Origin of the sequence: Pseudomonas sp. SWRI18 (assembly GCF_014268345.1) — a bacterium.
GTDB classification, from domain to species: Bacteria; Pseudomonadota; Gammaproteobacteria; order Pseudomonadales; family Pseudomonadaceae; genus Aquipseudomonas; species Aquipseudomonas cedrina.
On record NZ_JACCQQ010000006.1, the window covers coordinates 105431 to 131574 of the forward strand.

The window sequence follows — 26144 nt, forward strand, 5'->3', positions numbered from 1 at the left end:
CAATCGTAAGGCTGGATAGGCTGCCCCGGTGGGCTTGTCCGCGATAGCTATAAGTATCTACACCTCTTTGTAGTGAGCGGGCTTGTCCCGCGCTGGGCTGCGAAGCGGCCCCAAACCAGGCGAATTGGGTTTGTCTGACACTGCTCGGTGTCTTTATTGGGGCGGCTTCGCCACCCAGCGCGGGACAAGCCCGCTCACTACAAAAATGTGTAGCTACCGATGCGCATCGCGGGCAAGCCCGGCTCCCACACCTGATGAATAGGCTTCAGGCCTTGACCCGCGCTTCACTGGCCAGGCGCGCAATCGACATGTCCAGTTCGTCCAGCGCGTGCAGGGCCTTGGCGTCGTTCTGCTTGAGCAGGGTTTCGGCGCGGTGGCAGGCGGCACGCAGTTGCGGGACGCCGCAGTAACGGGTCGCGCCATGCAGGCGGTGCACACGTTCGATCAAGGCGTTGTTGTCGCTGGCGTCACGCGCGAGGGTGATGGCCAGGCGATCGGCTTCCAGGGAGGCCAGCAACATCGCCAGCATATCGGCCGCCAGGTCCGCCTTGCCGGCGGCCAGGCGCAAGCCTTCCTCGTGGTCGAGCACCGGCAGTTGCACGCCAGGGCCAAGGCCTTCGGTTGCGCGTTCCGGCGCCTGGTTGCGCAGGGCCAGGCCGGTCCATTTCAACACCACCTGGGCCAATTGCCGCTCGCTGATGGGTTTGGTCAGGTAATCGTCCATGCCGCTTTGCAGCAGGGCACGTTTTTCGTTGGCCATGGCGTGGGCGGTGAGGGCCACCACCGGCAGTGGCGTGCCGCTGCGTTCGCTTTCCCACTGGCGAATCGCCTCGGTGCTCTGGCGGCCGTCCATGCCGGGCATCTGTACGTCCATCAGCACCAGGTCGAAGGTGTCCTGTTTCACCGCGTCGACCGCGGCATACCCGCTTTCCACTGCGCTTACCCGTGCGCCCATGTCTTCGAGCAGCGTCTGCACCAACAGCAGGTTCGCCGGGTTGTCATCCACGCACAGCACGCGCGGTGCCCGGCTGGACAGCGGCTCGCCCGGTTCGCTGCGCGACGGGCGCGGGCTGATCAGGTCGGACAACGCGCGGCGCAGTTTGCGCGTGCACGCAGGCTTGGCCTGCAATTGGCTGTTGGGGTTGGGCACGGACTGGTTGAACAGCATCTGTTCGGTGGTGGGGCAGAGCACCAGCACCTTGCAGCCCAGGTGTTCCAAATCCCACAGGTGCTGGTTGAGGCGCTCGGGCGGGATGTCATTGGCGGTGACGCCGAGTACCGCAAGGTCGATGGCCTGGTCGGTCTGATGCGCGCTGGTGATGCCGTTGGTCAGGCTTTCCAGGGTGTTGAACGGCGTGACTTCCAGGCCGCAGTCTTCCAATTGGTGCTGCAATGCCTGGCGCGCCAGCTCGTGGTTTTCCAGCACGGCCACGCGATGGCCCAGCAGCGGCGCGCAAGGCAAGTCCTCGACGTCGTCACGGGTCTTGGGCAGGTTCAAGCTGATCCAGAACTCCGAGCCTTCGCCCGGCGTGCTGTCGACGCCGATCTCACCGCCCATCTGTTCGATCAGGCGCTTGGAAATCACCAGGCCCAACCCCGTACCGCCCGGCTGGCGCGACAATGAGTTATCGGCCTGGCTGAAGGCCTGGAACAGCGCGCGCACGTCCTGGCTGGACAGGCCGATGCCGGTGTCCTGCACGCTGATGCGCAGTTGCACGCTGTCTTCCTGCTCGTCCTCGATCATCGCCCGAGCCACGATGGTGCCTTCGCGGGTGAACTTGATCGCGTTGCTGATCAGGTTGGTGAGGATCTGCTTGAGACGCAGCGGGTCGCCGACCAACGCCAGCGGCGTGTCGCGATAGACCAGGCTCACCAGCTCCAGCTGCTTGGCATGGGCGGCCGGGGCGAGGATGGTCAGGGTGTCTTGCAGCAAGTCGCGCAGGTTGAACGGAATGCTGTCGAGCACCAGCTTGCCGGCTTCGATTTTCGAGAAGTCGAGGATCTCATTGATGATGCCCAGCAGGTTGTCGGCGGACTTTTCGATGGTGCCCAGGTAGTCGAGCTGGCGTGGCGTCAGCTCGCTTTTTTGCAGCAAATGGGTAAAACCGAGGATGCCATTGAGCGGCGTGCGGATCTCATGGCTCATGTTGGCCAGGAACTCCGACTTGATACGGCTGGCTTCCAGGGCTTCCTTGCGGGCCAGGTCCAGCTCGATGTTCTGGATCTCGATGGTTTCCAGGTTCTGGCGCACGTCTTCGGTGGCCTGGTCGATGCTGTGTTGCAGTTCCTCCTGGGCATTTTGCAGCGTTTCGGCCATGCGGTTGATGCCCAGGGCGAGCTGGTCCAGTTCCTGGCTGCCCAGCGGTGGCAAGCGGGTTTCCAGGTTGCCGTCCTTGAGTTGCGCCACGGCTTGCTTGATCTGGCCGATCGGCGAATTGATCGTGCGGCTGATGCGCAGGGCCAGGGCCGCGGTGCAGATCAGGCCGATGGCGATCAGTAGCAGGCTGGCGAACAGGCTGCGGTAACCGCGCAGCAACATGCCGGTGTGGGACAGTTCCACTTCGACCCAGCCGAGCAGGCGGTCGGCTTCATCCGGGATCAGGTCGCCGGCGAGGTTGCGATGACGGCCGAACACTGGCAGCAGGTAGCGGGTGGCGTCGTTGCCGGTGCGCTGCAACAGGTGCGAGCTGTTGCCGACGGGCGTCTGGTTGAGCATGGTCGGCCCCGCATGGGCGAGGGGCGCACGGTCTGGGCTGAGGAAGGCCACGGTGCGTACGTCCGGTTGTTCCAGGGACTGGGTGGCGATGCGCTCCAGCAGGTCGGTGTTGCGCGCGCTCAGGGCTGGCGCCACCAACGGCGCCAACTGTTCGGTGATCATTTCGCCGCGCTGCAGCAATTGGGCCTGCAACTCCGAGAGCTGCATCCAGGTGAAGTAGCCGCCCAGCAACGAGGCCATCAGGCTGGTCGGTAATAAGGTCAGCAACAGTACGCGGCCTTTTATCCCCATTCTTGTCAGCACGCCACTCTCCTGCTACCACATTGATATCTACGGTTTCACGCAGGCGTCCAGCCCGCGTCACACTGCGCAGTGTAGCCATTTGCACGGTGTGGAATCTCGTAAATTAATGACGGATGGCAATCTTCAGAGGATTTGGTGGCGTTTGACGGCGATGGTGTACCGATGTCAGCGGTCAGGCGCGGCGCTGTTTGCGTTTTTTCCACTGGTGGGCAACCCACCAGCGCCAATACCCCATGGTAAGGCAATAGGCGAGTGCGCCCAGCACCAGCCCCAACACCACCGAACCCAGCAGGAACGGCTGCCACAGTGTGCTCAATTGCCCGCTGATCCACTCCCAGGTCAGGTCGTCCGGAAGGCTGCGCGGTGGCACATTCATCAGCCAGGCGCCGGTCATGTAGGTGCACACGAACACCACCGGCATCGTGATCGGGTTGGTCAGCCACACCAGGCTGACTGCGATGGGCATATTGCCGCGCACCGCAATCGCCAGGAGCGCAGCGAGCAGCATTTGCAGGGGAATCGGGATAAAGGCCGCGAACAAACCCACGGCCATCGCGCGCGCAACCGAGTGCCGGTTCAGGTGCCACAGGTTCGGGTCATGCAGCAACGTGCCGAGAAACTGTAATGACTTGTGTTCCCGGATACTGCTGGGGTCGGGCATGTACCGTTTGAATAAGCGCCGGGGCATAAGGGGTCCAGGTCAGTTCGAGGGGCAAGTATGCGCGCATTCTATAAACAGAAAATTCAGACTTTGTGACAAAACATCAGAGGCAGCGTCGGGTTCCCGGTTAAGACTAGTGGATCACTTGAAAAGGATGATTCATGAGAACAGGGATGTTCGCGTTGGCGCTGGGGCTGCTGGCCTTGCGCTTTCTACCGGCATTGCCGTCCACCGGATGGCTGATTGCCGTGTTGGCGCTGGCATTGATGCTGTTGCCGTTTCGCACCTACCCGCTGGCGTTTTTCCTGCTGGGGCTGAGCTGGGCGTGCATCAGCGCGCAGTCGGCGCTGGATGATCGCCTGAAGCCGGCGCTGGACGGCCAGACACGCTGGGTAGAAGGGCGAGTCATCGGGCTGCCACAACGCACGGGGGAGGCGGTGCGTTTCGAGTTGGCCGACAGTCGGTCGCGAAATGCCCGGTTGCCCAAACGTATCCGGGTGTCCTGGCGCGGTGGGCCGCCGGTGCACAGCGGTGAACGCTGGCGGCTGGCAATCACCCTCAAGCGGCCGGCCGGGTTGCTGAACTTCCATGGCTTTGACCAGGAAGCCTGGCTGCTGGCCCAGCGCATCGGCGCCACGGGCACGGTGAAGGACGGCGAGCGCCTGGCGCCTGCCCGAAACGCTTGGCGCGACAGCGTGCGCCAGCGCCTGATGGCGGTGGATGCCCAAGGCCGTGAAGCGGGGCTGATTGCGCTGGTGCTGGGCGACGGCTCTGGGCTGGCGACCACCGATTGGCAGGTATTGCAGGACACCGGCACCGTGCATCTGCTGGTCATTTCCGGCCAGCACATCGGTTTGCTGGCGGGCTTGATCTACGGGTTGATCGCTGGGTTGGCGCGCTATGGATGCTGGCCCCGCACCTGGCCGTGGCTGCCGTGGGCGTGTGGCCTGGCGTTCGGCGCCGCGCTGGGTTATGGCTTGCTTGCCGGGTCTGGCGTGCCGGTGCAGCGCGCCTGCGTGATGGTCGGGCTGGTGTTGTTGTGGAGGCTGCGCTTTCGGCATTTGGGGCTGTGGTGGCCGTTGCTGCTGGCACTCGATGGGGTGCTGATGCTGGAGCCGCTGGCCAGTCTGCAGCCGGGTTTCTGGTTGTCGTTTGCCGCGGTGGCAGTGCTGATCCTGGCATTCGGTGGGCGGCTGGGGCCCTGGAGCCTGTGGCAGGCCTGGACCCGCCCACAATGGCTGATTGCAATTGGATTGTTTCCCGCCTTGCTGGTGTTGGGGCTGCCCATCAGCCTGAGTGCGCCGCTGGCCAATCTGGTGGCGGTGCCCTGGATCAGCCTGGTGGTCTTGCCGTTGGCGTTGCTCGGCACGGCATTGCTGCCTTTACCCTTTGTAGGTGAAGGGTTGCTGTGGCTGGCGGGCGGCGCGCTGGGTGGGTTGTTCGACGCCCTGGCCTGGCTCGCAGGGCAGATGCCCGCCTGGATTCCCGCCGAGGTTGCATTGGGGTATTGGCTGGTGAGCCTGCTTGGCGCCGTGCTGCTATTGCTGCCAAAAGGCCTGCCGTTTCGGGTGCTGGGCTGGCCGATGCTGTTGCTGGCGGCGTTTCCCCCGCGCGAAGAGGTACCTCACGGGCAAGTGGAGGTGCTGCAACTGGACGTCGGCCAGGGGCAGTCGCTGATCTTGCGCACCCGTCACCATACTTTGCTGTATGACGCCGGCCCGCGTACCGGAAGCTTTGACCTGGGCGCCCGCGTGGTGTTGCCGTCGTTGCGCAAGCTCGGGGTGCGCGAACTGGACATGATGTTGCTCAGCCACGCCGACGCGGATCATGCCGGTGGCGCGGCCGCGGTTGCCAGGGGAATGCCGATCAAGCGCGTGGTGGGCGGGGAGACCGAGGGGCTGCCGGCGTTTCTCGCCACCCAGCCGTGCGTCAGTGGCGAACGGTGGAGTTGGGACGGTGTCACGTTCGAACTGTGGCAATGGCCTGACGCTATCAACGGCAACCCGAAGTCCTGCGTATTGCAGGTGCAGGCCAACGGCGAGCGCCTGTTGCTCACCGGCGATATTGATCGCGCGGCCGAACGGGCCATGCTCGCCTCACCCCTGGCGGTGTCCACCGATTGGTTGCAAGCGCCGCACCACGGCAGTCGCACATCGTCGTCCTGGGCGTTCCTGGAACGCCTCCAGCCGCGCTCCGTGCTCATTTCACGGGGGCGCGGCAATGCGTTCGGCCATCCCCATCCGCAGGTCATGGCACGTTACCAGCGCTTGGGCAGCCAGGTGTATGACAGCGCCGAGCAAGGGGCCGTGCGCCTGCAATTGGGGGCCTTCGCGCCACCGATTGTTGCGCGCAGTCAACGAAGGTTCTGGCGCGAGCGGTTACCCTAGGCGCTCGTCGCCGCAGCCGATGGGGTCTGTGGCCGGTGAACCTATATGGTAAAGTGGCGCACTTTTTCGAGGGGACATTCACTGTGTGGGAATTGGTCAAATCCGGCGGCTGGATGATGTTGCCGATCATCATGAGTTCTATCGCCGCACTTGGCATCGTCGCCGAGCGCCTGTGGACCCTGCGCGCCAGTCGTGTCACTCCCGAGCATCTGCTGGGTCAGGTCTGGGCCTGGATCAAGAACAAGCAGCTCGACAAGGAAAAACTCAAGGAGCTGCGCGCCAACTCCCCGCTGGGTGAAATCCTCGCCGCGGGCCTGGCCAACTCCAAGCATGGTCGCGAGATCATGAAAGAGTGCATCGAAGAAGCCGCCGCCCGCGTCATCCATGAGCTGGAGCGCTACATCAACGCCCTGGGCACCATTGCCGCCATGGCGCCGTTGCTCGGCCTGCTCGGCACGGTGCTGGGCATGATCGATATTTTCAGCTCGTTCATGGGCGCCGGCATGACCTCCAACGCCGCCGTGCTGGCGGGGGGCATCTCCAAGGCACTGATCACCACGGCGGCGGGCCTGATGGTCGGGATTCCTTCGGTGTTTTTCCATCGTTTCCTGCAGCGTCGTATCGATGAACTGGTGGTCGGCATGGAACAGGAAGCCATCAAGCTGGTGGAAGTGGTGCAGGGCGACCGTGACGTGGACCTGGTTGGGGGCAACGCGTGAAATTTCGCCGTAAGCGCCGGGAAAACGTTGATATCAACCTCGCGTCGCTGATTGACGTGGTGTTTATCCTGCTGCTGTTTTTTGTCGTTACTACTACCTTCAACCGGCAGACCGAGCTGCGCGTCGACCTGCCGGAAGCCGTGAGCGGTTCGCCGGCCGAAGACCAAGAGATCAAGCAGCTGGACATCGCCATCAGCGCCGAAGGGGTGTTCTCGGTGAATAACCAGTTGCTCGAGAAAAATGACCTTAATAGCCTGATGGACGCCTTGCAGAAAGAATCCGGCGGCGATACTAAAATGCCGCTATCGATCAGTGCCGACGGCAAAACCCCGCACCAGTCCGTGATCACTGCGATGGATGCCGCCGGCAAGCTCGGTTTCAGCCACCTGCGCATGACCACCATCGAGGCGGCGAGCGCGCCCTGATGGCCATATCCGATCGTTTGCTCAAGGCCTGGTACGAGGGCCACCCGGCGCTTGCGCTGTTGCGTCCGCTGGAAACCCTGTACCGCCGGGTGGTACAGCGCAAGCGCGCGCGCTTCCTGGCGGGCGAGGGCGATATCTACCGATCGCCGGTGCCGGTGGTGGTGGTGGGTAATATCACCGTGGGTGGCACCGGCAAGACGCCGCTGATCCTATGGCTGATCGACCACTGCCGGCGCAGCGGCTTGCGCGTGGGGGTTGTCAGCCGCGGTTATGGCGCCAAGCCACCCCTGCTGCCTTGGCGGGTCGACGCCAGCCACAGCGCTGAAGTGGCCGGTGACGAGCCTTTGTTGATTGTGCAGCGTTGCGGCGTTCCCTTGATGATCGACCCGGATCGCAGCCGGGCGGTCAAGGCGCTGCTGGCCAGCGAAACCCTCGACCTGATCCTCTCCGACGATGGCCTGCAGCATTACCGCCTGGCCCGTGACCTTGAACTGGTGCTGATCGACGCCGCCCGTGGCCTGGGCAACCGCCGTTGTTTGCCGGCGGGGCCGCTGCGCGAGCCGGTGCAGCGGCTGCAAAGTGTCGATGCGCTTTTATATAACGGCGCCGCCAGTGATCGAGACGATGGGTTTGCCTTTCACTTGCAGCCCACCGCTCTGGTCAATCTGAAGACCGGCGAGCGCCGGCCGGTCGACTCCTTTGCCGCGGGCCAGGCGGTGCATGCGGTCGCGGGCATCGGTAACCCGCAGCGTTTCTTCAAGACCCTTGAAACGCTACACTGGCAGCCGATACCCCATGCGTTCGCCGACCATGCGCCGTATAGCGCCCAGGTGCTGAATTTTACGCCGTCATTACCGCTGGTCATGACCGAGAAGGACGCGGTGAAGTGCCGTGCCTTTGCCCAACCCGACTGGTGGTACCTTGCGGTGGATGCGCTGCCGTCACCGGCGTTCGTCGCCTGGTTCGACACGCAGCTGATGCGCCTGTTGCCTGCACGTCTATTGCCTTAAACCGCTTCTTTCCAGGAAACACTCATGGACACCAAACTGCTCGACATCCTCGCTTGCCCGATCTGCAAAGGCCCGCTCAAGCTCAGCGCCGACAAGACCGAGCTGATCAGCAAAGGCGCAGGCCTGGCTTACCCGATCCGTGATGGCATCCCGGTGATGCTGGAGAGCGAAGCCCGCACCCTGACCACCGATGAGCGCCTGGATAAATGACCACAGCCTTTACCGTCGTCATTCCTTCGCGCTACGCGTCGACCCGTCTGCCGGGCAAGCCGCTGCAACTGATCGGCAACAAGCCGATGATCCAGCTGGTGTGGGAACAGGCCTGCAAAAGCAGCGCCGAGCGTGTGGTGGTGGCCACCGATGATCCGCGCATCATCGAAGCCTGCAAGGGCTTCGGCGCCGAAGCCGTCCTTACGCGCGAAGACCATAACTCCGGCACCGACCGCCTGGCCGAAGTGGCCACCCAACTCGGCCTGGCGCCGGATGCTATCGTGGTCAACGTGCAAGGTGACGAGCCGTTGATCCCACCGAGCGTGATCGACCAAGTCGCCGCCAACCTGGCCGCCCATGGCGAAGCCCGCATGGCGACCCTGGCCGAACCGATCGAAGACATTGCCACCCTGTTCAACCCGAACGTGGTCAAAGTGGTCAGCGACCTCAACGGCCTGGCGCTGACGTTCAGCCGCTCGACCCTGCCATGGGCGCGCGATGCCTTCGCCAGCCACCCTGACGTACTGCCGCAAGGCGTGCCCTATCGCCGCCATATCGGCATTTATGCCTACCGCGCCGGTTTCCTGCATGACTTCGTCAGTTGGGGGCCGTGCTGGCTGGAAAACACCGAATCTCTGGAGCAGCTGCGCGCCTTGTGGCATGGCGTGCGCATCCATGTGGGCGATGCGCTGGAAGCGCCGCCGGCCGGCGTCGACACCCCGGAAGACCTTGAGCGCGTCCGTCGCCTGCTGGGGGCCTGATGGAGGTTCTGTTTGTCTGCCTGGGCAATATCTGTCGCTCGCCCACCGCAGAAGGCGTACTGCGCCATAAGTTGCGCGAGGCAGGGTTGGCGGGTCAGGTCGATGTAGCGTCCGCCGGTACCGGCGAATGGCACATCGGCAATCCGCCTGATCAACGCAGCCAACGGGCAGCGTTGGCGCGCGGCTACGATTTGTCCGCCCAGCGGGCCCAACAGGTCAGCCGCGCCGACTTTGCGCGCTACGACCTTATCCTGGCGATGGACCACAGCAACCTGCGCAACCTCAAGGCCCTGCAACCGGGCCAGGGCAAGGCGCAGCTGGACCTGTTCCTGCGCCGTTACGCGTCCGAAGTGGATGAAGTGCCCGACCCGTATTACGAAGGTGAACAAGGCTTCGAACGGGTCCTGGATCTGATCGAGCGGGCCTGTGATCTATTGGTGATCGAATTGAAGGGGCGCCTATGACCTTGCACGTGCAGTCGCAGGTATCGCTCAAGCCATTCAACAGCTTTGGCATCGATGTGCGTGCCCAGTTGTTCGCCGAGGCCCACAGCGACGACGACGTCCGTGAGGCCATGGCCTATTCGGCCGCGCAAGCGCTGCCACTGCTGGTGATCGGTGGGGGCAGCAACTTGCTGTTGACCCAGGACATCCCGGCGCTGGTGTTGCGCATGGCAACCCAAGGCATCCGCGTGCTGCATGATGATGGCACGCACGTGGTGGTCGAGGCCGAAGCGGGCGAGGCCTGGCACCCGTTTGTGCTGTGGACCCTGGCGCAGGGTTTCTGCGGCCTGGAAAACCTCAGCCTGATCCCCGGCACCGTTGGCGCCGCGCCCATGCAGAACATCGGCGCCTACGGGGTGGAGATCAAGGATGTATTCGCCGGCCTGACCGCTCTGGATCGCCACACCGGCGAACTGCGCGATTTCAGCCTGCAAGAATGCAACTTTGCCTACCGTGACAGCCTGTTCAAGCACGAAACCGGACGCTGGCTGATCCTGCGGGTGCGCTTTGCTCTGAGCCGCGCCAGCCACCTGAAACTCGACTACGGCCCGGTGCAGCAGCGCCTGGCGGGGCAGGGGATCACCGAGGCGACGCCGAGCGATGTCAGCCGTGCGATTTGCAGCATCCGCCGCGAAAAACTGCCGGACCCGGCAGAGCTTGGCAATGCCGGAAGCTTCTTCAAGAACCCATTGGTGCCCCAGGCCCTGGCTGCAGAGCTGCAAGCGCAGTACCCGGACCTGGTGGCTTATCCCCAGGCCGACGGGCAAATGAAGCTCGCCGCCGGCTGGCTGATCGACAAGGCGGGCTGGAAGGGTTTCCGTGAGGGCGATGCCGGCGTGCACAAGCTGCAGGCACTGGTGCTGGTCAACTATGGCGGTGCCACGGGGCACGATATCGCCAACCTGGCCCAACGTATCCAGCGCGATATCGCCGAGCGGTTCAAGGTCGAGCTGGAAATGGAGCCCAATCAGTATTGATCCCTGTTCTCGGCACAAAAAAATGCCCCGCATCTTTCGATACGGGGCATTTTTTTTTGCGTTAACAATCAGTCATCGCGGCTCATGATGCCGAAGATCTGCAACAGGCTGATAAACAGGTTATAGATCGACACATACAGGCTGACGGTCGCCATGATGTAGTTACGCTCACCACCGTGGATGATCGCGCTGGTCTGAAACAGGATGCACACCGAGGAGAACAGCACAAAACCCGCGCTGATCGCCAGTTGCAGGCCGCTGATCTGGAAGAACATGCCTGCAACCACAGCCGCCAGCAACACGAAGAAGCCCGCGGTGATGAAGCCGCCCAGGAAGCTCATGTCCTTACGGGTGATCAGCACGTAGGCCGACAGACCACCGAACACCAGGGCGGTCATGGCAAACGCCGAGCTGACCACTTCCGCACCGCCGGCCATGCCGAGGTAACGGTTGAGGATCGGGCCGAGGATAAAGCCCATGAAACCCGTCAAGGCAAACGCCGACACCAGGCCCCAGGCCGAGTCGCGCAGCTTGTTGGTCAGGAAGAACAGACCATAGAAGCCGATCAACACGACAAAGATATTCGGGTAGCCGACGCGCATCTGCTGCGCCACGAACGCCATCACACCGCTGAATGCGAGGGTAAGGGCGAGCAAGCCATAGGTGTTGCGCAACACGCGGCTGACTTCAAGCTGCTCAGCCTGCGCGTTGCCATTCACTGCGTAATTCTGTTCGCGCATGGCGACACTCCTCCGGTTTTGAAACGTTCAGTCGCAAAGATCATAACAGACGCTCTGTAACAAGCTATGGCGAGAGTTTGACAGTGTGTTTCATTCGGGTATTATGGCGCCCGCTGAGACGGGATGGGCTATGATAATCCTGTGGATGCACAAGGGAAATTGGCAGAGTGGTTGAATGCACCGGTCTTGAAAACCGGCGAACGTTAATAGCGTTCCCAGGGTTCGAATCCCTGGTTTCCCGCCAAGATTTACACGAAAGCCTCGCGAATGCGGGGCTTTTGTGTTTCTGGGGTTTGGCAAGGTTGGTAGCGTAAAGGCGGATCGTTTCGGGGGCCGGGCATTCGCCGGCCTCGGTCCAGCCTTTCCCGGAGTGACCGCACTTGCGCCCGTAATCGGTGAAGAAGCAGTCTTCGGCCTTGGCCTGGCCTTCGCTGATATCCTGCAGCCGCTCGACGCGCTGACTTTGAAGGGGGAGGTTATTGCAGGGGGACGCGAGTAATCGAAGTGCGGAGCGCTATGAGAAGGTCCCGTGATCCGTTTCCAGACTGTCCGGCAGTAGTGGTAACGTCTGCGCTGTAATCCCTCGAGACGGCCAAATGAATCGCCAAAAACCAGCTAACGCCACAGCAACAAATGCTGGCGAGGTAAGTACTGCCCACCCGCCTATTTGGTATTACGGCCCCGAAATACCAATTATCGGAAGTAATGGTATGGGCGTTTTTGGCTTCTCTCTTGCGCTGCTTCTGCTTTTACCGGGCTATGGGCTTGGGACGCTCCTTTTCATAGGGCCGGACGTCATTCAGGGTGTGCAGCCTGACCATAGTGAAAGCCTCACAGCGTCATTCTTCATTCTGTTCATGCTGGCCAGTGCAGTGCTCATTGGTGCGTTCTTTGCGTGGGTTGTCTCCGAGCCTCAAGTGCAGGCCTTCACGTTCGACGAAAATCAGCAGCTGCTGACTCTCACCATAACCCGTCGTTGTCGAAGCCCCGTTGAAGTACGCGTACCGTTTAGCGAAATCATCTCCATCCGCCCTTATGTGATGAGTTGGTCTGCTCATGATGGACATTTTCGCGTCGTGTATCGCGGAGCGAAGGGCAAGGTTTTTGAGCATCTTCTAGGGGACGGTACTTCTCTCGAAAATATTGAGTTTCATGGTGCGTGGTTGCGTGGGATGTTAGGAGAGCGGATGGGCGAGCTGCTAGATCTCGACGACTGAAAGCAGCCTAAAGCCAGTCTGAGCTACCGCACTATTGGTCGGCCCCATCAGGTATTCATTAGTCATACGGCATTCCTTGCCGGGCCGTGCCCGGGCGGTGGAGTGGGGGAGCCTCTGGCCTCGCCAGGGTGGCGAGATATTTGTATTTAGTCCGACATGGAGCCGGATACAAAATGGATGAATCAAGACAGATGCTGAAAATTATTGTTGTGCCGCTGGCTTTCCTTTTCTCTGCGACATGCTTGGCTGAGCTCAAAGTTACCGAACCTAGTATCGCGTGTGCGCTGCTGTCCGATTCGGGCTTGAAGGGGCGAAAATGGACGGACTATGGTGATGAATCCTTTGGGTGCGCGAGCGACTACAAGGACATAGGTTCCGGGTCGCCACTGTCAAATAATCTGGCGTACTACGCCACAGGTACAGCTACTGCAGTCGAACAGGTAAAACTTGTCCTAAATTTTAATCAGCCTAAGTCGAAAGGTCCTGCAATTGGCGCTCTCGGCAAGGTATCAGAAGCACTAGCTCCAAAAGTACTTGGTGCGAAGCTGAACAACGAAATACGTAGAGCTATCGTTAAGGGCGAACCTGTGATCTCTCAAATCGGAAGTGGCAGCATTGAGGTCACTCGAGATGACTGGCCGAACGGCAAGGGTTACGAGGTTCATGTAATCATGAAGTGATACAGCATCTTCCTACAAGCGGACAGACCCATAACCAAGCACGATATTTACGATGAGATCGAAGGCTTTTAGGTTTGGAACTACATGGAGTGCGACAGGGACGAGGAAGGCCGGGAGACCTGGCGTATCAACGTCGATGTGAAGCGCGGTGGTGAGGTAGTGATGCTGGTTGTAGCGGGTGATCGCACTTATGTAGATCGTGGCCTGGCGCAGGTCGCTGGGCGTGAAGTCGGTGCTAGGCTTATTGCAGAAGTAGGCTTATAGGTTTCCTGTGGGCTTCGGGTGTCCTATGCGGGGTCATGCCGGGGCGGCCAAAATTCGGAGTTTTTGATACGATTTGCGCTTACAGAAAAATCCAAAAGGAGTTGTCGGAGTGGATGATGAAAACGCTATTGAAAAGGGTGATTCAAATTTAAGTGGCACTTGGCTTGTAATGTTGGCTCTATTGCCCATAGTCATTATTTCTTCACTTGTTATTTCTCACTTTCAATTTGGTGTGGATATTCCGATTTTAAAAGTGATTAATTCGGGTTCAGCTACTTATTGGGGGCAAATTGGAGACTTTGTTGGCGGAGTTTTAAATCCAATCCTGAGTTTCATCGCTTTGCTCGCAGTTGTGCTCAGCCTAAGATCTCAGGCGTCTGAGCTCCGAGCCGCAAGAGCGGAGGCCAGAGCATCACAAATTACTCAGACACAGCAGACAAAAATTTTCGAAAAGCAAAGTAAACTCATTGAGCGTCAAAGCTTTGAGACTGTGTTTTTCGGGTTGTTGGATCTTCATACCAAAAACGCGGAATCGGCTAAGTTCTTTGGAAATGGCCCGGATCGTTTAGGCGCAGATGCATTCGAGTCATACTCCATAAAGTTTAATATCGATAACGTGGTGATGACAGTAGGAATCGCTGATGTTGCAGAGGCTGATATTTTGGAGCGCGTCAACTCTTTTAACGCAAGTTCGCGGGAAGGCCTTGGGCGGTATTTTAGGACGCTTTTTGAATTTCTTGTATATATAGATAATTACGGAGTTCCCCTGCGTCATAGTCCTCTTGGCGTGAATCCTATTTTGCTTAAAGGCTTTGATACCCCAGATTCAATCATCAAAAAGACGTATGCCAGTATCGTTGCCGCGACCTTTAGTGTGCATGAATCAGAATGCATAATGATGTACTGCTTGACTCCAGAAGGTAAAGGATTGAAAAGTCTTTGTGAGAAATATGGGCTTCTGAAGCACCTACCGGATCGGCAGAATCAAGAATTTGTTAAAGCTTTGTTTGAACCATCAGCATTTGGATAGCGTTCTTATTTCCCCTCGGTAGCCTCTGAGCCTAGATCGGACTAAGTAGCAGCCTTTCAATTGCTGTGAGCATGCGGGATCCTTATCGATACGGGCCGGGTCATTGATGGTGTGAGTACAGGCGATAGTGGATAGGGCAGGAATGTCTTCGCCGCCGCTTGCAATGCAAGCGTGCAGCTCGACCTTGCTCCCAGCGAGGATGCCGGCGATTTGGGCGTTCATATCCAACTCGACGCCATTGCTTTTCCGCTACTCTCTAATGTCTTGGGTGGCAAGGTATTGGCTGATCAACGCCTTGTCTTGCGCCTGAATCGCGATGAGGTTCTGGCCGGTGCCAGGCTGGCCGAGCGGATCATCATCGGCTTGAGGTACAAGGGCTTTCAGCTTCGACTGAACCTCCCAGACCCACGCCAGTGCAAAGTGATCGCCGGCTGTTTCTGCCGAATACTGACAACAGGGAGACATGCTCGCATCCACGGTAGTAGTCCGATTAAAGTAGCTGTGACTGTACGGGGGGAACGGTCGAATTGCCCGACCTCAGCTAAGTCAGATTCAAACGAAAGCCCCGAAAATGTGGGGCTTTTGCGTTTCTGGCATTCGGTATCGGGTTCAGTTGAGTATGTACCAATCTCAATGCCGAACGGGGTGCAGCAAAATACGGTCGAGGCCCTCAGTAGCGATGCAGCGAGTAGCTTGGTTTATGCGTACCTTAAATCAGCAATACCAGCTACATTTCAAGGACGTATTTCCTTCGGAGAAAACGGTCATGTTCAAATCCCGCTCGCTTATAACCGCTGTCACCTGCCTTGCCTTGTCCATAAGCTCGTCGACGGCCCTGGCCGATCCCGGCAGCGGAAAAGGCCAAGGAAATGGAAAAGGCAACGCCCAAGGCAGCCAAGGCCATAGCAACCAGGGCAACAAGGGGAAAAGTGCCGGCGCGGATGACTGGAGCCGTGGGCCCAGCATCGACCGTGGTGGCGTATTAGGCGTGATCGGCGGGCATCGTGACTATTGGCGCCCAGGTCCTTCACTGCCCCCCGGAATCCAGAAGAACCTCGCTAGAGGCAAACCTCTTCCTCCCGGCATCGCCAAAAAACTGGATGACCGCTTGCTCGGCAGGCTGCCCCGTTACGACGGCTACGAATGGCAGCAAGCGGGCGCTGATCTGATACTGGTAGCCATCGCTTCCGGCATCATTTACGAGGTGCTCAACGGAGCATTCGATTAAGTCTATCTACCGGCTTAACGCGGTGGCTTTTCTGCCGAGCTTTTTCTCGTCACCTCGTTATTTTTTTACTATGATCACTCGTCTGCGTACTCAAGGAAGAGAGGCTGAGCGCCTTGAGGCTGGTAGAAATTCATGCTCGATCATTGAACGAGTTATGACCTTTACCCAGAATCTAACGACTCAGCCAACCATAAGGAGTTGTTTGGTGAAACCTATGAATAAAATGTGTGGCGTCGTTGCAGTACTAGGAATTGCCCTCTCGGGATGCGCTACGAAAACGCCGGAAAAACCTGATGTGGCTCCACCGGAAGCCGTCGTCCAACAAGCATCACCTGAAGTCGCGCCTGCGACGCCAGCAAAACCGCCTGTGCGGTATGAGGCCACACAGCCGAACGCTCGTGCTGAGAGCTCAACTCCCGTTTCGCCAGAGACGGCTCAGTCAGAGACAGATTTAAACCAGAACCGCGCCGAGCAATGCCGCAAAGAGCTGGATGTTTTAAAGGTTTACAACAAAGCGTCTTATGATAAGTACGAGGCTGAATACCAAGTCATTGCCAGCAAGACCGCTAAATACATGGAAATCAAGGACTCGCTGGGTCCTGATTTGAACTACATGGTTATGCCCGCCTATCAATTTCAAATTCGTGAGTTCTGCTTCCGAGTTAAGACCCGTCTGTCGGAGCTTGTGCTTCGCCAAGCCAAATAATGCTGTCACGTTAGGGTGGCGTCTTTTGCCAGTTAAGGAAGCTCTGAAAACGACTTCTGTGTGGTGAAGAACGCGCCCCCACGAGAATCGAGCGACCCGCTTTCCAGCACATCACTTGCGCTGCGGACAGGCGTCGCGCCATTGCGTTCGCCGCCTTGACCACCGTCAAAAGTGGGTGCTGTGCTTTGCGGCTTATCAAACACTGTTTTGAGCCGACGCATTGCACAGACGCACTACTGCGGAGACATCAACACGGCCAGCGTCAGTTTTATAAACGCTTCGTTCTCGTCAATCGTGTTCAGTGCGCCTCGGATGTTCTCGGCGACCTCGGCGGAGCCGCGCTGCTCAACCCAGTTCGATAGCTCCATGATCGCGCCTTCGAGGGCAAGCTGGTTTTCGTAGAGTTTTGATAGCAGGGAAGGAAGCAAGTCTGAGTTCGGCATGGTTGTTTCTCTGTTAAGAGCACAGCTTAGCAGCGAGCGTAACCGCAGATTTGATTCAGGTCGACAGGAGGCTGGAGAGGATTAAATGAACTGCTGATCCCACCCGCTGCCGAAACTGCTACCCACCCAGAGGACACAGCGATGACTGAAGAAAAGAAAAAGGAACCCGAGCAAGAAACTCCGGCGCATGCCACTGAGGAAGAACGGGAACGCCTGAAGGACTTCAACAAAGACGGAATTCCGCCTGGCGCTTGCTGATCAGCTGCCAGTGGACCCGCATGGACCGACGTGAGGTGGTTTTCGCCGGCTCCAAACAAAAGCCCCGCGGATGCGGGGCTTTTTGTATTAATGGCGCTTGTTCTTGTGTTTGTGCTTATTGCCCCTGTGTTTCTTGCCGTCGGAACGGTGCTCGTCATCCGCCAGGTTATTGCCCAGCGCGCCACCTGCGGCACCGCCCAATCCCGCACCGATCGTCGATCCCGTCGTGCCGCCCAGGCGATTGCCTATCAGCGAGCCGCCCGCCGAGCCGACCCCACCGCCTATGGCGGCTTCCGCTCGATTGCCCTTCTGGGCACCGACTGCTCCGCCGGCTGCGCCACCCAGGCCGGCGCCTACGGCTGCGCCAGTGGAACCGCCAAGCTGTTGGCCGACGATGTTGCCGAGTGCACCACCGACTCCGCCGCCGAGCGCCGCTGTACCATCTCCGGCCGCCATCGCTCCTTGCGAGATCAGAACACCCAGGACCAGGGCGGGTAGTGTCTTATTCATCTTGTGAACCTCTATGGGTTGTCAGCAGGCGCTCATGGTTGAAGTACGCCTGGCATTAGGATTGAAACAAAAGCGCTAAGTTCTTGGGCGGAGGTATTCTGGCCCGGTTGGTTGTAACAAGGTGTGCCGTAATATCTTTCGGCCGTGATGCGTCTTGATTTTTTGACGTGTCCTATAGGCCACCAAACCGTATGATCGAAACCAGCGCCTCATCGGTTCGCTGAGTCTCACCCGCCATAAAGGACATGAGCATGCAAAAGCACTTCGGTAATTCAGGCCTGTTCAAGGCTGCTTCGTATCACTGCAACGACACGCTCGGCAACGGCCTTGCCAGCTGGGAGCTGAAAAATAGTGCGCTGAATGCGAAGGAGTTTTTGATATGTCCAAAGAACTACTCGGAGTTTCTGCTCTAGGGTTGATGGTGATCGGTGAGTTTTGTGCGATCTACAGTGAGGTAGTCACCGCCAGGCTGGCCCAGGCAGGCGACGGCTCATGGCAGGCGTTCATCATGCCGGTGGTGTTGATGTGCTTTGCCGGGCTCTGCCTGTTGGGGGCTTATTGGCTGGGGTACTTGGCAGTGGGTGACATCTGGGTGGTCACAGTGGTGTCCGTCACCTCGTTGCTGCTGCTGGAACCGGTCGTGATCTGGGCGCTGTTCCATGAGTTTCCCGGGCGAGGCGCCTTGATCGGGTTTTGCCTGGGTGCGCTGGGCATGCTGTCCACGGTCTTGCTGTAGCGGCACGTGCTGGCCCGGCAATCGTATGTCGGGCCAGTTTATGGCTTTTGGCTGGCAATAGCCCGCACCGCCGCAACGGCGGCCGAAGGTGACAGCAGTGGCGCGCAGCTCAGCAGAAAAGCTGGGCCACCGACAGCAGGCAAATAATCTGCACAACCATTTGCGCTCGAATTGGATGGTTCATTGCCGTCACCCTCATTTGAAGCTGCTGGTGAGTAGGCTGCGAGCGATGTAGACAAACGCGCCAAACCAACGCACGCAGCAGTCGCTAGCAGTATAGAGCGTTAAACGAATTCTTCACGGTCGAGCCCATTTACCGGCCAGACGGTCTTTGGTTACAACTATCTGCCTGCGACCACTGCACTTTTTTGGATTTCTCCGCTCTATCCTTGTCCCAGTCCCGCCGATCCCGCGCGTGGGCAGATGAACTCAGATCGGGTGCCGATGGATCGCACGTTTGCTTGCTTGACCTTTCCACGAATGCGCCAGCCTTTGCTGCTGGCAGCCGTGTTGATGCTCTGTGCTGGCGGTTGCACCCAGCAACAGGGTCAGGATATCGCTAAGCAGTTCAGCAATGGCAAACCTGACGAGTTCTTTCAGACCAGTGTCGATCGCATGGCAACGCTGGGCATGCGCGACAACCTGCAAAGCCTGTATTTGCTCATGAACAAGCTCTATCTGCGTAATCCCAGCCAGTGGCGCCAGTCGGGCTATCCGGATGCCGTGACTGCTGCGCGGGAGATTCGCCAGGCTATCGAGCAACGTCGAGCGCTGCCGGCGCTGGGTGAGCGCCGCGATCTGGCGGCGCTGAGCTATTCCCTGAGCCCGGAATTCAAGGGCGATCGGGTCGGCGCCTTCATCTATGCCATCGGCAGCATGATAGTGACCGCTCACGGCGGGCGCACCGAGTTCTACATCACCGATTCGATCAACCCGCAGTTCGTCAGCAATGCCGCGCGCAATATCGAAAAGGCCACCTGGCTGCTGAGCAAGCGCCAGGACGCCAATGGCGTGCTGTTGCTGTTTTCCAATGAGATTTCGGAGGAGGGCAGTAACCTCAGTTTTGCGGTGGAGTTCGGCAAGATCGTCGCGCGCCTCGACTTGCTGACGCAGATGCTCGATGAGCGCTACCGGCGCATCGGTCTCAATTACGCGCAGAGCCTGTTGCTGATGAATTTTCTGCCGGTGCAGTGAGCCAGGTACGGTGTTTCTCTTTCCTTTGTAGGAAGTGGCCTATCTCGTTCCCCGCTGCTTGAAACGCACCTCGGTCATCAATAGCCTCGGATTTTTCCGAAAGTTGAGGCCTCCACCATGGGTAAGCGAAAAACGGTTTGGCCTACTGATCGCGAAATACGTTTGCGCTTTATCCTCTTCGCCGTGATCGATGCGGCGAGTGTCCAGGGTGTTTCCGCCGAACTGTTGCTGCCCGCCCACAAGTTGCTGCGCGAATCGCCGACCGAGGCGCAGTTGCTTGATGCGCTGGGCGAGATCCTGGACACCGATGAAATGTACGGCTTTCGGCTGCCGCCAGGGTCGGAAGCGGAGGAGCTGATGCAAACGCTGAAGCAGCCTGAAAGCTAGGGGCGATCTTGCAGCGAGCAGAATTTGCAGAGGTCCGTCCCGTTGATAAGGCGTGACCTGGCGGGCGTCCACGACTTCCCACCACGTGCCTCCCGAATTCCAAGGACCTGCCCCCGATGCTGCTGCGCCCGCCACCACTCCTTTTTGCCGCCCTGACGCTCAGCTCGCTGGCGCATGCCGAAGACCTGCAATTGGCCCCGGTCGAAGTCACCAGCAGCGAAGCCAGCGCCGGCGAGGTGGCCCAGGCGCAGCTCAAGAGCGTGCCCGGCGGCACCAATTACATCGACATGGGCAGCGTGCAGCAGGGGCGGGTGAGCACCAATGAGGATGTGTTCAAGTACCAGGCCGGCGTGTATGCCAAGGCGGCAAACAATGAAGGGGTGAAACTCTCGATTCGCGGTTCGGGCCTGAACCGTAGCCCCGGTTCCCATGCCTCCGGCTTGTACGAAATGTTCGATGGCCTGCCGTTGACCGGGCCTGGCGGCACCCCCTACGAATTAAAAGACCCGCTGTGGCAAAGCCGCGTCGAGGTGCTGCGCGGCGCCAACGGGTTTGACCAGGGTGCCTTGGCCCTGGGCGGCGCGGTCAACTACGTGACCCACACGGGCTACGACGCGCCCAAGTTGCAGGTGCGCTACGAAGCGGGCAGCAAAGGCTATGCCCAGCGCGAGATCAGCTCGGGCCAGGTGCTGGGAGATGCCGACTACTACATCAGCCTCACTGACTCCGAGTCCGACGGCTACCAGCGCCAAAGCGCGGCCACCGGCAAGGGGGTGGCGGCCAACTTTGGCTACCGTTTCAACCCGGACCTGGAAACGCGCTTCTACTTGCGCTACCGCGAAACCACCAACGACACCCCCGGCAAACTCACGCGCGCGCAGATCAGCCATGACCCGCGCGCGGCCAACAGCCTCAATGCCGCGCGCGACTCCCAGCGCCTGCAACCGGGCTCCACCTGGATCGCCAACAAGACCACCCTGCGACTGGACGACAGTTCGCGGCTTGAAGTCGGGCTGGCCTACCACGACTACCCAATGGACCTGCGCGAAGGCACCAACCGGCTGAAAGTCGCCTACACCGACATCAGCAGCACCCTCAAGTACATTCGCCAGGACACGCTGTTCGGCCACGACAGCCAGACCACGATTGGCCTGCGCACCACCCAGGCGATGCCCAACAATGGCGCCTCGGAGTACGTGCGCACGCCTGCGGGGAACACCGTTTCCTACGCACCCGGCACCAAGACCCGCGACTACAGCTACCTGGGTTCAGACACCGTGTTGCACATTGGCAACGACCTGGAGCTGGTCCCCGACCTGTGGCTCACCACCGGCCTCGCGGCGATCTACACCCGTCGCGAAACCGAGGTCAGCTATCCCGACGGCCAGGCGCCCCTCAGCCAGCACGACTGGGACTACGCGCCGCGCGTCGGCCTGCGTTATGACGTCACCCCGCAATTGCAGGTGTACGGCAACCTGAGCCGCTCGGTGGAGCCGCCGCATGCCTGGTCGATGATCTGGGGTTCCAACAAATACTTTACCAGCGGCCCGGCCCGGGGCCTGGCGCGCGAAGGCGTGAGCCTGAAAAACCAGACCGCCACCACCCTCGAAATCGGCGGCCGTGGCGAACAGTGGTTCGGCCAGTGGGACCTGGCGCTGTACCGTTCCGAAGTGCGCCACGAATTGCTCAGCGTGGAAACCCAGGCGCAAACCGCCACCAGCAATGCCATCGTCGCCGAAGCCAACGCCAGCCCCACCGTGCACCAGGGCGTGGAACTGAGCCTGCTCAGCCCCTTGTGGGACGGCGGCGGCAACGGCCAGCTCGCCCTGCGCCAGGCCTACACCTTCAGCGACTTCCATTACCGCGACGATGACCGCTTCGGCGACAACACCTTGCCCGGCATCCCCAGGCACTACTATCAGGCACAGCTGCGCTACAGCCACCCGACGGGTTTCTACACCAGTTTCAACACGGAGTATTCATCAAAGGTGGCGGTGGATTACGCCAACTCCTACTACGCCGCGTCCTACAGCATCTTCGGCGCCACGCTTGGCTACGACGCGCCAGGGCAGGACTGGCAGGCCTGGGTCGACCTGCGCAACCTCGCCAACCGGCGTTACGCCAACACCGTCACACCGGGCTATGACGACAAGGGCCTGGATGTCGCGCGTTCGACCCCGGCGGATGGTCGTGGCATCTACACCGGGGTGTCGTGGAGCTGGCGTTAACGTAGGCGCTGGCTTGCCTGCGATACTTGTAGTGAGCGGGCTTGCCCCGCGCTGGGTGGCGAAGCCGCCCCAAAACCAGGCGCCTTAGTTATATCTGGAAGAATGCGTTGGCCCAGATTGGGGCGGCTTCGCCCCCCAGCGCGGGGCAAGCCCGCTCACTACAGTCATGTACCTGCAATCACTGACAACGGGAGCCCCTTGCTCCTACACCGTTTTACTGGCATTGTTTGCGCAATTGGTAACCTTTCCCATTTGAGATACTTTTGCGCATGCACGACATTCCGGCCGCGCGGGGCGATTCCGTCCGGCAGCAGACCCTTACGGCGATGTACAGCGAGCACCACGGCTGGCTGCACGGCTGGCTGCGCAAAAAACTGGGCTGTTCCCAGCATGCCGCCGACCTGGCGCACGACGCTTTCATTCGCGTGCTGATGCTGGCCGAGCCGCAGGCTATCAAGGAACCCCGTGCCTTCCTGGCCACCACGGCGGGGCGGCTGATGATCGACGGTGCCCGGCGTCGCCGCATCGAAAAAGCCTACATGGAAGCCCTGGTGATCCAGTGCGAAGACGCCGGCATGCCCGACCCGGCCGCAATTCACGTGGCGCTGCAAGCGCTCGAACGCATCGCAGAGATGCTTGCCGGCCTGCCGGCCAAAGCCCGTGAAGCCTTCCTGTTGAGTCGCCTCGATGGGCTGACCTACAGCGAAATCGCCACGCGGCTGGGCGTCTCTTCCAGTACCGTCAAAAACTACATCTCCAGCGCCCTGGTGCATTGCTACCACAGCCTGCACCCGGCAGACCCGCTGGTATGAATTCCGAACAGATCATCCAGCAAGCGGCACAATGGCTGACGCGCCTGCACGACGAAGACGTCACCGACGCCGACCGCCAGGCCTTCCACGCCTGGTGCCAGGCCGACCCGCGTCACGCCGTGGCCATCGAACGCATGGGAGCGTTGTGGGGCAGCCTCGAGACCTTGCCCGCCAAACCTGCCCGCGTTGCCCTGAACCGCGCATTCGCCCCGCGACGCCCACGCGGCGCGCAGGTGGTGGGCTTGCTTGGCGTGGTCCTGTGCGGCTGGCTGGGCCTGCAGCACCTGCCGGTGTGGATGGCCGACCAGCGCACCGGTGTCGGCGAGCGCCGGCAGATCGCCCTCGCGGACGGCAGCCAGTTGCAGCTCAATAGCAACTCGGCGGTGGACGTCAAATTCGACGGCCATCAACGGGTCATCGAACTGCTGCAAGGCGAACTCTGGGTCGACGTGGCCAAGGATGCGCAACGGCCCTTCGTGGTCCGAACCGATCAGGGCTCCGCCACTGCATTGGGCACGCGCTACCTGGTCAAGCGCGCGGCGGACGGCACCACGGTGGTGACAGTGATCGAGTCCAGCGTAGCGGTCAAAGGCGACGCCAGCGATGGGGTCAAGGTCTCGGCCGGCCAGCGTGCGGTCCTCGAAAACGGCCGCGCCAAGCCAGTGCAAGCCCTTGCCGATACCGACCCCGACGCCTGGACCCGCGGTCTGCTCAAGGTCAACGACCAGCCCCTGGGCGACGTGCTGCAAACCCTCGCCGGCTACCGCCACGGCATGCTGCGCTTTGACCCCGAGGCTCTGCAGAACCTAAGGGTATCGGGTGTGTTTAAGCTGGACGACACGGCGGCGGCGCTGTCATCCCTGGCGGATAACCTGCCGATCCAGGTGGAGTACTTCACCGACCTGTTGGTGGTGGTCAAGCCGCGCTAGATCAGCCTTCGTTCCGGCGCAGGCGCTTGTACAAGGTATTGCGGCTTACCCCCAGCTCTCGCGCCAGGTGGGAAATGTTCCCGCCGGCGGCCTTCAAGCGCTGGGTCAGGTCGATGCTGTCGTCCAGGTACTCACTGGTGGGCAGCGCCGCCGCCAGGTTCAAGTCGACAAAAAAGTCATCCGGCAGATGCTCCGGGCGGATCGGCTTTTCTTCGGCCATCGCCAGGGCCACCTGCAACACGCTGCTGACCTGGCGCAAATTGCCCGGCCACGGGTGCTGCTCGAACAGCGCCAGCACCTCGCTGCTCAGCCCCGCCCATTGGGTCGGCTCACGGTGTTGCTGCCATAACTGCTGGAACAGCGCCCGTTTGTCGGTGCGCTCGCGCAAGGGCGGCAGTTCCAGGGTCAAGCCGCCGATGCGGTAATACAGATCCTCACGAAAACGCCCGGCCTGCACCAGCTCGCGCAACGCGCGGTTGGTGGCCGAGATGATGCGCAAATCCACCGCGAACAGCTCGCTGCTGCCCACCGGCTGCACGCAACGTTCCTGCAACACGCGCAGCAGGCGCGCCTGGGTGGGCAGCGGCATATCACCGATCTCATCGAGAAACAGCGTGCCCTTGTCCGCCTTGCGGATCAGGCCGATGCTGCCTTTTTGATTGGCGCCGGTGAACGCACCTTTTTCGTAGCCGAACAGCTCCGACTCCACCAGCTCAGCCGGGATCGCCGCGCAGTTCACCGCGATAAACGCCTTTTGGCTGCGCGAACTGGCCTGGTGCAGGGCCTTGACGAACACCTCTTTGCCCACCCCCGTTTCGCCGTGGATCAGCAGCGGAATGTCCTTCTCCAGCAAGCGCTCGGCCTGGCGCACGGCTTTTTCCACGCGCACATCGCCAAAATGCAAGGTCTTGAGGCCAATCGAGGTGGGCTTGGCGGGCGCGGGTTCGGTAAACACGCGCGCCTGCACCGGCGTTTGCCTGGGCCGCCTCAACAAGCATTGGAACCGGTTGCGTCCTGCGGCCTGCAGGGAAAAGGGCAACCCCTCCGGCTGGTTCAGCAATTCCAGCAACGACACCTTGAACAAGCTGTCGATCATGACCCGCGACAGGCTGATGCCCAGCAGGTTATCGGCCCGCCGGTTGGCTGACAGCACCTGGCCGCTCTCATCGAAGATCAGCAGGCCGGCCCACTGGCTATCCAGGTTGCTCAGGCCGGTGTTGAAGGTCAGTTGGAAGTGTTCGCCGCGAAACAGGTTGAGGATCAGCCGGTTTTCCACGGTCTGGCTCATCATCTTGACCATGCCCAGAGTGTGGGAGGGCGGCAAATAGCTGTCGCTGGACACATCCAGCACCGCAATGATCTCGCGCTGGGCATCGAAGATCGGCGCCGCCGAGCCGGTCATGAAACGGTTGGCCTTGAGGAAATGTTCATCGTGTTCGATATGCACGGCCTGGGCACAGGCCAGTGCGGTGCCGATGGCGTTGGTGCCGCTGGAACGCTCCATCCAACTGGCACCGGGGTTGAAACCACGGGCCAGCTTGGGCTCGATGAAGCGCTGGGTGCCCCAACTGGTCAGTACCTGGCCCTGGTTGTCGGCCAGCATGATCAGGCAATTGGAATTGCTCAGGATGTTTTCGTAGTAGGGCAGCACTTCCTGGTGGGTGGTCTGCACCAGCGAATGCTGGCTTTCCAGCAACTGGCTGATGCCCTCGGCGGGGAGCTGGTCGAAGCTGGGTGTGCTCTGGTGGTCCAGGCCGAAGGCGCGGCAACGGCGCCAGGATTCCTGGATAAGGGTGTCGTGAGCCAATGGTTCGGCCATGGGGTGACCTTCGTTTTTATTGTTATGGGGTCTTGCGCAATCTATCTGAAGAAACCCGGTGAAACTGTGGGAGCGGCGGTGCGACGATTCGACTTGCTCGCGAAGGCGGTATGTCAGTCACTGAATTATTAACTGAACCACCGCATTCGCGAGCAAGCCCGCTCCCACATTCGCCCTGTGTTGGTCATGAGAGTGTTGTTCAGTACTGTTCATTGTCAAGCCCAAGATTGTTCAGTTGTTCAGCCAGGCTTGTTCATTTCTGTTCACTCTTGAACATCACTTTTGCTCCAT

Annotated in this window: 27 protein-coding genes and 1 tRNA gene; 21 read left to right on the top strand and 7 right to left on the bottom strand. The window is 60.2% G+C overall.

The annotated features are described in order from the left end of the window. Positions 1-265: 265 nt before the first annotated feature. Positions 266-3019 (bottom strand): response regulator, encoded by a 2754-nt coding sequence (locus H0Z09_RS09255; RefSeq protein WP_186689879.1) that lies wholly within the window; start codon positions 3017-3019, stop codon positions 266-268. Between the two features lie 172 nt (positions 3020-3191). Further along, positions 3192-3707 carry a DUF2062 domain-containing protein gene (locus H0Z09_RS09260; protein ID WP_076950767.1) on the bottom strand — a complete coding sequence of 172 codons (516 nt, stop codon included), beginning with the start codon at positions 3705-3707 and terminating at the stop codon, positions 3192-3194. Positions 3708-3841: 134 nt separating this feature from the next. On the opposite strand from H0Z09_RS09260, the gene H0Z09_RS09265 reads away from it, so the two are divergent. The 8 genes from H0Z09_RS09265 to murB all read left to right on the top strand — a co-directional run bounded on the left by H0Z09_RS09265 (position 3842) and on the right by murB (position 10672). After that, entirely contained in the window at positions 3842-6067 is a 2226-nt protein-coding gene (locus H0Z09_RS09265) for a DNA internalization-related competence protein ComEC/Rec2 (RefSeq protein WP_238340212.1), read from the top strand. A gap of 83 nt (positions 6068-6150) precedes the next feature. Beyond that, the gene (locus tag H0Z09_RS09270; protein WP_186690115.1) at positions 6151-6786 is read left to right on the top strand and encodes a MotA/TolQ/ExbB proton channel family protein; all 636 of its coding nucleotides are present in this window, start codon (positions 6151-6153) and stop codon (positions 6784-6786) included. After that, entirely contained in the window at positions 6783-7211 is a 429-nt protein-coding gene (locus H0Z09_RS09275; RefSeq protein ID WP_186689881.1) for a biopolymer transporter ExbD, read from the top strand. The genes H0Z09_RS09270 and H0Z09_RS09275 overlap by 4 nt, the downstream gene beginning before the upstream one ends. After that, entirely contained in the window at positions 7211-8221 is a 1011-nt protein-coding gene (lpxK, locus tag H0Z09_RS09280) for a tetraacyldisaccharide 4'-kinase (RefSeq protein ID WP_186689883.1), read from the top strand. Before H0Z09_RS09275 ends, lpxK begins: the two co-directional genes overlap by 1 nt. A 24-nt stretch (positions 8222-8245) precedes the next feature. Further along, positions 8246-8431: a Trm112 family protein gene (locus tag H0Z09_RS09285; protein WP_003174668.1), complete on the top strand. Its 186-nt coding sequence runs from the start codon at positions 8246-8248 to the stop codon at positions 8429-8431. Further along, entirely contained in the window at positions 8428-9192 is a 765-nt protein-coding gene (kdsB, locus tag H0Z09_RS09290) for a 3-deoxy-manno-octulosonate cytidylyltransferase (protein ID WP_186689885.1), read from the top strand. The genes H0Z09_RS09285 and kdsB overlap by 4 nt, the downstream gene beginning before the upstream one ends. Next, positions 9192-9656 carry a low molecular weight protein-tyrosine-phosphatase gene (locus H0Z09_RS09295; RefSeq protein ID WP_076950761.1) on the top strand — a complete coding sequence of 155 codons (465 nt, stop codon included), beginning with the start codon at positions 9192-9194 and terminating at the stop codon, positions 9654-9656. Before kdsB ends, H0Z09_RS09295 begins: the two co-directional genes overlap by 1 nt. Further along, a complete protein-coding gene (murB, locus tag H0Z09_RS09300; RefSeq protein ID WP_186689887.1) occupies positions 9653-10672 on the top strand; it encodes a UDP-N-acetylmuramate dehydrogenase in 1020 nt (339 codons plus the stop codon). Before H0Z09_RS09295 ends, murB begins: the two co-directional genes overlap by 4 nt. Before the next feature lie 68 nt (positions 10673-10740). Here the strand turns inward: murB and H0Z09_RS09305 are convergent, their stop codons facing one another. Next, entirely contained in the window at positions 10741-11412 is a 672-nt protein-coding gene (locus H0Z09_RS09305) for a Bax inhibitor-1/YccA family protein (RefSeq protein ID WP_003174664.1), read from the bottom strand. 153 nt (positions 11413-11565) lie between these two features. On the opposite strand from H0Z09_RS09305, the gene H0Z09_RS09310 reads away from it, so the two are divergent. The 4 genes from H0Z09_RS09310 (at position 11566) to H0Z09_RS27540 (ending at position 14603) form a co-directional block, all read left to right on the top strand. Next, positions 11566-11656, top strand: a tRNA-Ser gene (locus H0Z09_RS09310). Between the two features lie 352 nt (positions 11657-12008). Then, positions 12009-12629: a hypothetical protein gene (locus H0Z09_RS09315; protein ID WP_238340213.1), complete on the top strand. Its 621-nt coding sequence runs from the start codon at positions 12009-12011 to the stop codon at positions 12627-12629. 173 nt (positions 12630-12802) lie between these two features. After that, complete coding sequence (locus tag H0Z09_RS09320) at positions 12803-13309, top strand: hypothetical protein (protein WP_186689889.1); 507 nt, start codon at positions 12803-12805, stop codon at positions 13307-13309. A gap of 373 nt (positions 13310-13682) precedes the next feature. Beyond that, positions 13683-14603 (top strand): putative phage abortive infection protein, encoded by a 921-nt coding sequence (locus H0Z09_RS27540; protein ID WP_186689891.1) that lies wholly within the window; start codon positions 13683-13685, stop codon positions 14601-14603. A 249-nt stretch (positions 14604-14852) separates the two neighbouring features. On the opposite strand, the gene H0Z09_RS27280 is transcribed toward H0Z09_RS27540, so the two are convergent. Further along, complete coding sequence (locus H0Z09_RS27280) at positions 14853-15080, bottom strand: hypothetical protein (protein WP_238340214.1); 228 nt, start codon at positions 15078-15080, stop codon at positions 14853-14855. A 289-nt stretch (positions 15081-15369) separates the two neighbouring features. Between H0Z09_RS27280 and H0Z09_RS09335 the strand changes: the two genes are divergently transcribed. Beyond that, positions 15370-15831 (top strand): anti-virulence regulator CigR family protein, encoded by a 462-nt coding sequence (locus tag H0Z09_RS09335; RefSeq protein ID WP_186690119.1) that lies wholly within the window; start codon positions 15370-15372, stop codon positions 15829-15831. 205 nt (positions 15832-16036) lie between these two features. Next, the gene (locus H0Z09_RS27285) at positions 16037-16537 is read left to right on the top strand and encodes a hypothetical protein (protein ID WP_238340215.1); all 501 of its coding nucleotides are present in this window, start codon (positions 16037-16039) and stop codon (positions 16535-16537) included. Positions 16538-16770: 233 nt separating this feature from the next. Here H0Z09_RS27285 and H0Z09_RS09345 read toward each other — a convergent pair whose 3' ends face one another. Then, entirely contained in the window at positions 16771-16980 is a 210-nt protein-coding gene (locus tag H0Z09_RS09345) for a hypothetical protein (protein ID WP_186689893.1), read from the bottom strand. Between the two features lie 345 nt (positions 16981-17325). Then, positions 17326-17748 carry a glycine zipper domain-containing protein gene (locus H0Z09_RS27290; RefSeq protein WP_076950739.1) on the bottom strand — a complete coding sequence of 141 codons (423 nt, stop codon included), beginning with the start codon at positions 17746-17748 and terminating at the stop codon, positions 17326-17328. A 251-nt stretch (positions 17749-17999) separates the two neighbouring features. On the opposite strand from H0Z09_RS27290, the gene H0Z09_RS09355 reads away from it, so the two are divergent. The 7 genes from H0Z09_RS09355 (at position 18000) to H0Z09_RS09385 (ending at position 24034) form a co-directional block, all read left to right on the top strand. Then, positions 18000-18161, top strand: coding sequence for a hypothetical protein (locus H0Z09_RS09355; protein WP_165448099.1), 162 nt, complete (start codon positions 18000-18002; stop codon positions 18159-18161). Positions 18162-18166: 5 nt separating this feature from the next. Continuing rightward, on the top strand, positions 18167-18484 hold the full coding sequence (locus tag H0Z09_RS09360; RefSeq protein WP_076950738.1) for a hypothetical protein: 318 nt from the start codon (positions 18167-18169) through the stop codon (positions 18482-18484). Between the two features lie 480 nt (positions 18485-18964). Then, a complete protein-coding gene (locus H0Z09_RS09365) occupies positions 18965-19678 on the top strand; it encodes a hypothetical protein (protein ID WP_186689897.1) in 714 nt (237 codons plus the stop codon). Positions 19679-19795: 117 nt separating this feature from the next. After that, positions 19796-20065, top strand: a complete 270-nt coding sequence (locus tag H0Z09_RS09370; protein WP_076950736.1) for a hypothetical protein — start codon at positions 19796-19798, stop codon at positions 20063-20065. Between the two features lie 116 nt (positions 20066-20181). Next, complete coding sequence (locus H0Z09_RS09375) at positions 20182-22293, top strand: TonB-dependent receptor (RefSeq protein WP_186689899.1); 2112 nt, start codon at positions 20182-20184, stop codon at positions 22291-22293. Positions 22294-22562: 269 nt separating this feature from the next. After that, a complete protein-coding gene (locus tag H0Z09_RS09380) occupies positions 22563-23105 on the top strand; it encodes a sigma-70 family RNA polymerase sigma factor (RefSeq protein ID WP_186689901.1) in 543 nt (180 codons plus the stop codon). Continuing rightward, positions 23102-24034 carry a FecR family protein gene (locus H0Z09_RS09385; protein WP_186689903.1) on the top strand — a complete coding sequence of 311 codons (933 nt, stop codon included), beginning with the start codon at positions 23102-23104 and terminating at the stop codon, positions 24032-24034. The genes H0Z09_RS09380 and H0Z09_RS09385 overlap by 4 nt, the downstream gene beginning before the upstream one ends. Before the next feature lies 1 nt (position 24035). Here the strand turns inward: H0Z09_RS09385 and H0Z09_RS09390 are convergent, their stop codons facing one another. Continuing rightward, complete coding sequence (locus H0Z09_RS09390) at positions 24036-25853, bottom strand: sigma-54-dependent Fis family transcriptional regulator (RefSeq protein ID WP_186689905.1); 1818 nt, start codon at positions 25851-25853, stop codon at positions 24036-24038. Positions 25854-26144: the final 291 nt, after the last annotated feature.

What these genes read in the sequence shown, in the direction of transcription:
- H0Z09_RS27290 (WP_076950739.1), bottom strand. Translation starts at nt 17,748, where the DNA reads ATGAATAAGACACTACCCGCCCTGGTCCTGGGTGTTCTGATCTCGCAA.
- H0Z09_RS09370 (WP_076950736.1), top strand. Translation starts at nt 19,796, where the DNA reads ATGGGTAAGCGAAAAACGGTTTGGCCTACTGATCGCGAAATACGTTTG.
- H0Z09_RS09335 (WP_186690119.1), top strand. Translation starts at nt 15,370, where the DNA reads ATGTTCAAATCCCGCTCGCTTATAACCGCTGTCACCTGCCTTGCCTTG.
- H0Z09_RS09380 (WP_186689901.1), top strand. Translation starts at nt 22,563, where the DNA reads ATGCACGACATTCCGGCCGCGCGGGGCGATTCCGTCCGGCAGCAGACC.
- H0Z09_RS09315 (WP_238340213.1), top strand. Translation starts at nt 12,009, where the DNA reads ATGAATCGCCAAAAACCAGCTAACGCCACAGCAACAAATGCTGGCGAG.
- H0Z09_RS09360 (WP_076950738.1), top strand. Translation starts at nt 18,167, where the DNA reads ATGGTGATCGGTGAGTTTTGTGCGATCTACAGTGAGGTAGTCACCGCC.
- kdsB (WP_186689885.1), top strand. Translation starts at nt 8,428, where the DNA reads ATGACCACAGCCTTTACCGTCGTCATTCCTTCGCGCTACGCGTCGACC.
- H0Z09_RS09365 (WP_186689897.1), top strand. Translation starts at nt 18,965, where the DNA reads ATGCGCCAGCCTTTGCTGCTGGCAGCCGTGTTGATGCTCTGTGCTGGC.
- H0Z09_RS09285 (WP_003174668.1), top strand. Translation starts at nt 8,246, where the DNA reads ATGGACACCAAACTGCTCGACATCCTCGCTTGCCCGATCTGCAAAGGC.
- H0Z09_RS09295 (WP_076950761.1), top strand. Translation starts at nt 9,192, where the DNA reads ATGGAGGTTCTGTTTGTCTGCCTGGGCAATATCTGTCGCTCGCCCACC.
- H0Z09_RS09375 (WP_186689899.1), top strand. Translation starts at nt 20,182, where the DNA reads ATGCTGCTGCGCCCGCCACCACTCCTTTTTGCCGCCCTGACGCTCAGC.
- H0Z09_RS09260 (WP_076950767.1), bottom strand. Translation starts at nt 3,707, where the DNA reads ATGCCCCGGCGCTTATTCAAACGGTACATGCCCGACCCCAGCAGTATC.
- H0Z09_RS09305 (WP_003174664.1), bottom strand. Translation starts at nt 11,412, where the DNA reads ATGCGCGAACAGAATTACGCAGTGAATGGCAACGCGCAGGCTGAGCAG.
- lpxK (WP_186689883.1), top strand. Translation starts at nt 7,211, where the DNA reads ATGGCCATATCCGATCGTTTGCTCAAGGCCTGGTACGAGGGCCACCCG.
- H0Z09_RS09385 (WP_186689903.1), top strand. Translation starts at nt 23,102, where the DNA reads ATGAATTCCGAACAGATCATCCAGCAAGCGGCACAATGGCTGACGCGC.
- murB (WP_186689887.1), top strand. Translation starts at nt 9,653, where the DNA reads ATGACCTTGCACGTGCAGTCGCAGGTATCGCTCAAGCCATTCAACAGC.
- H0Z09_RS09390 (WP_186689905.1), bottom strand. Translation starts at nt 25,853, where the DNA reads ATGGCCGAACCATTGGCTCACGACACCCTTATCCAGGAATCCTGGCGC.
- H0Z09_RS09355 (WP_165448099.1), top strand. Translation starts at nt 18,000, where the DNA reads ATGCAAAAGCACTTCGGTAATTCAGGCCTGTTCAAGGCTGCTTCGTAT.
- H0Z09_RS09265 (WP_238340212.1), top strand. Translation starts at nt 3,842, where the DNA reads ATGAGAACAGGGATGTTCGCGTTGGCGCTGGGGCTGCTGGCCTTGCGC.
- H0Z09_RS09345 (WP_186689893.1), bottom strand. Translation starts at nt 16,980, where the DNA reads ATGCCGAACTCAGACTTGCTTCCTTCCCTGCTATCAAAACTCTACGAA.
- H0Z09_RS09320 (WP_186689889.1), top strand. Translation starts at nt 12,803, where the DNA reads ATGGATGAATCAAGACAGATGCTGAAAATTATTGTTGTGCCGCTGGCT.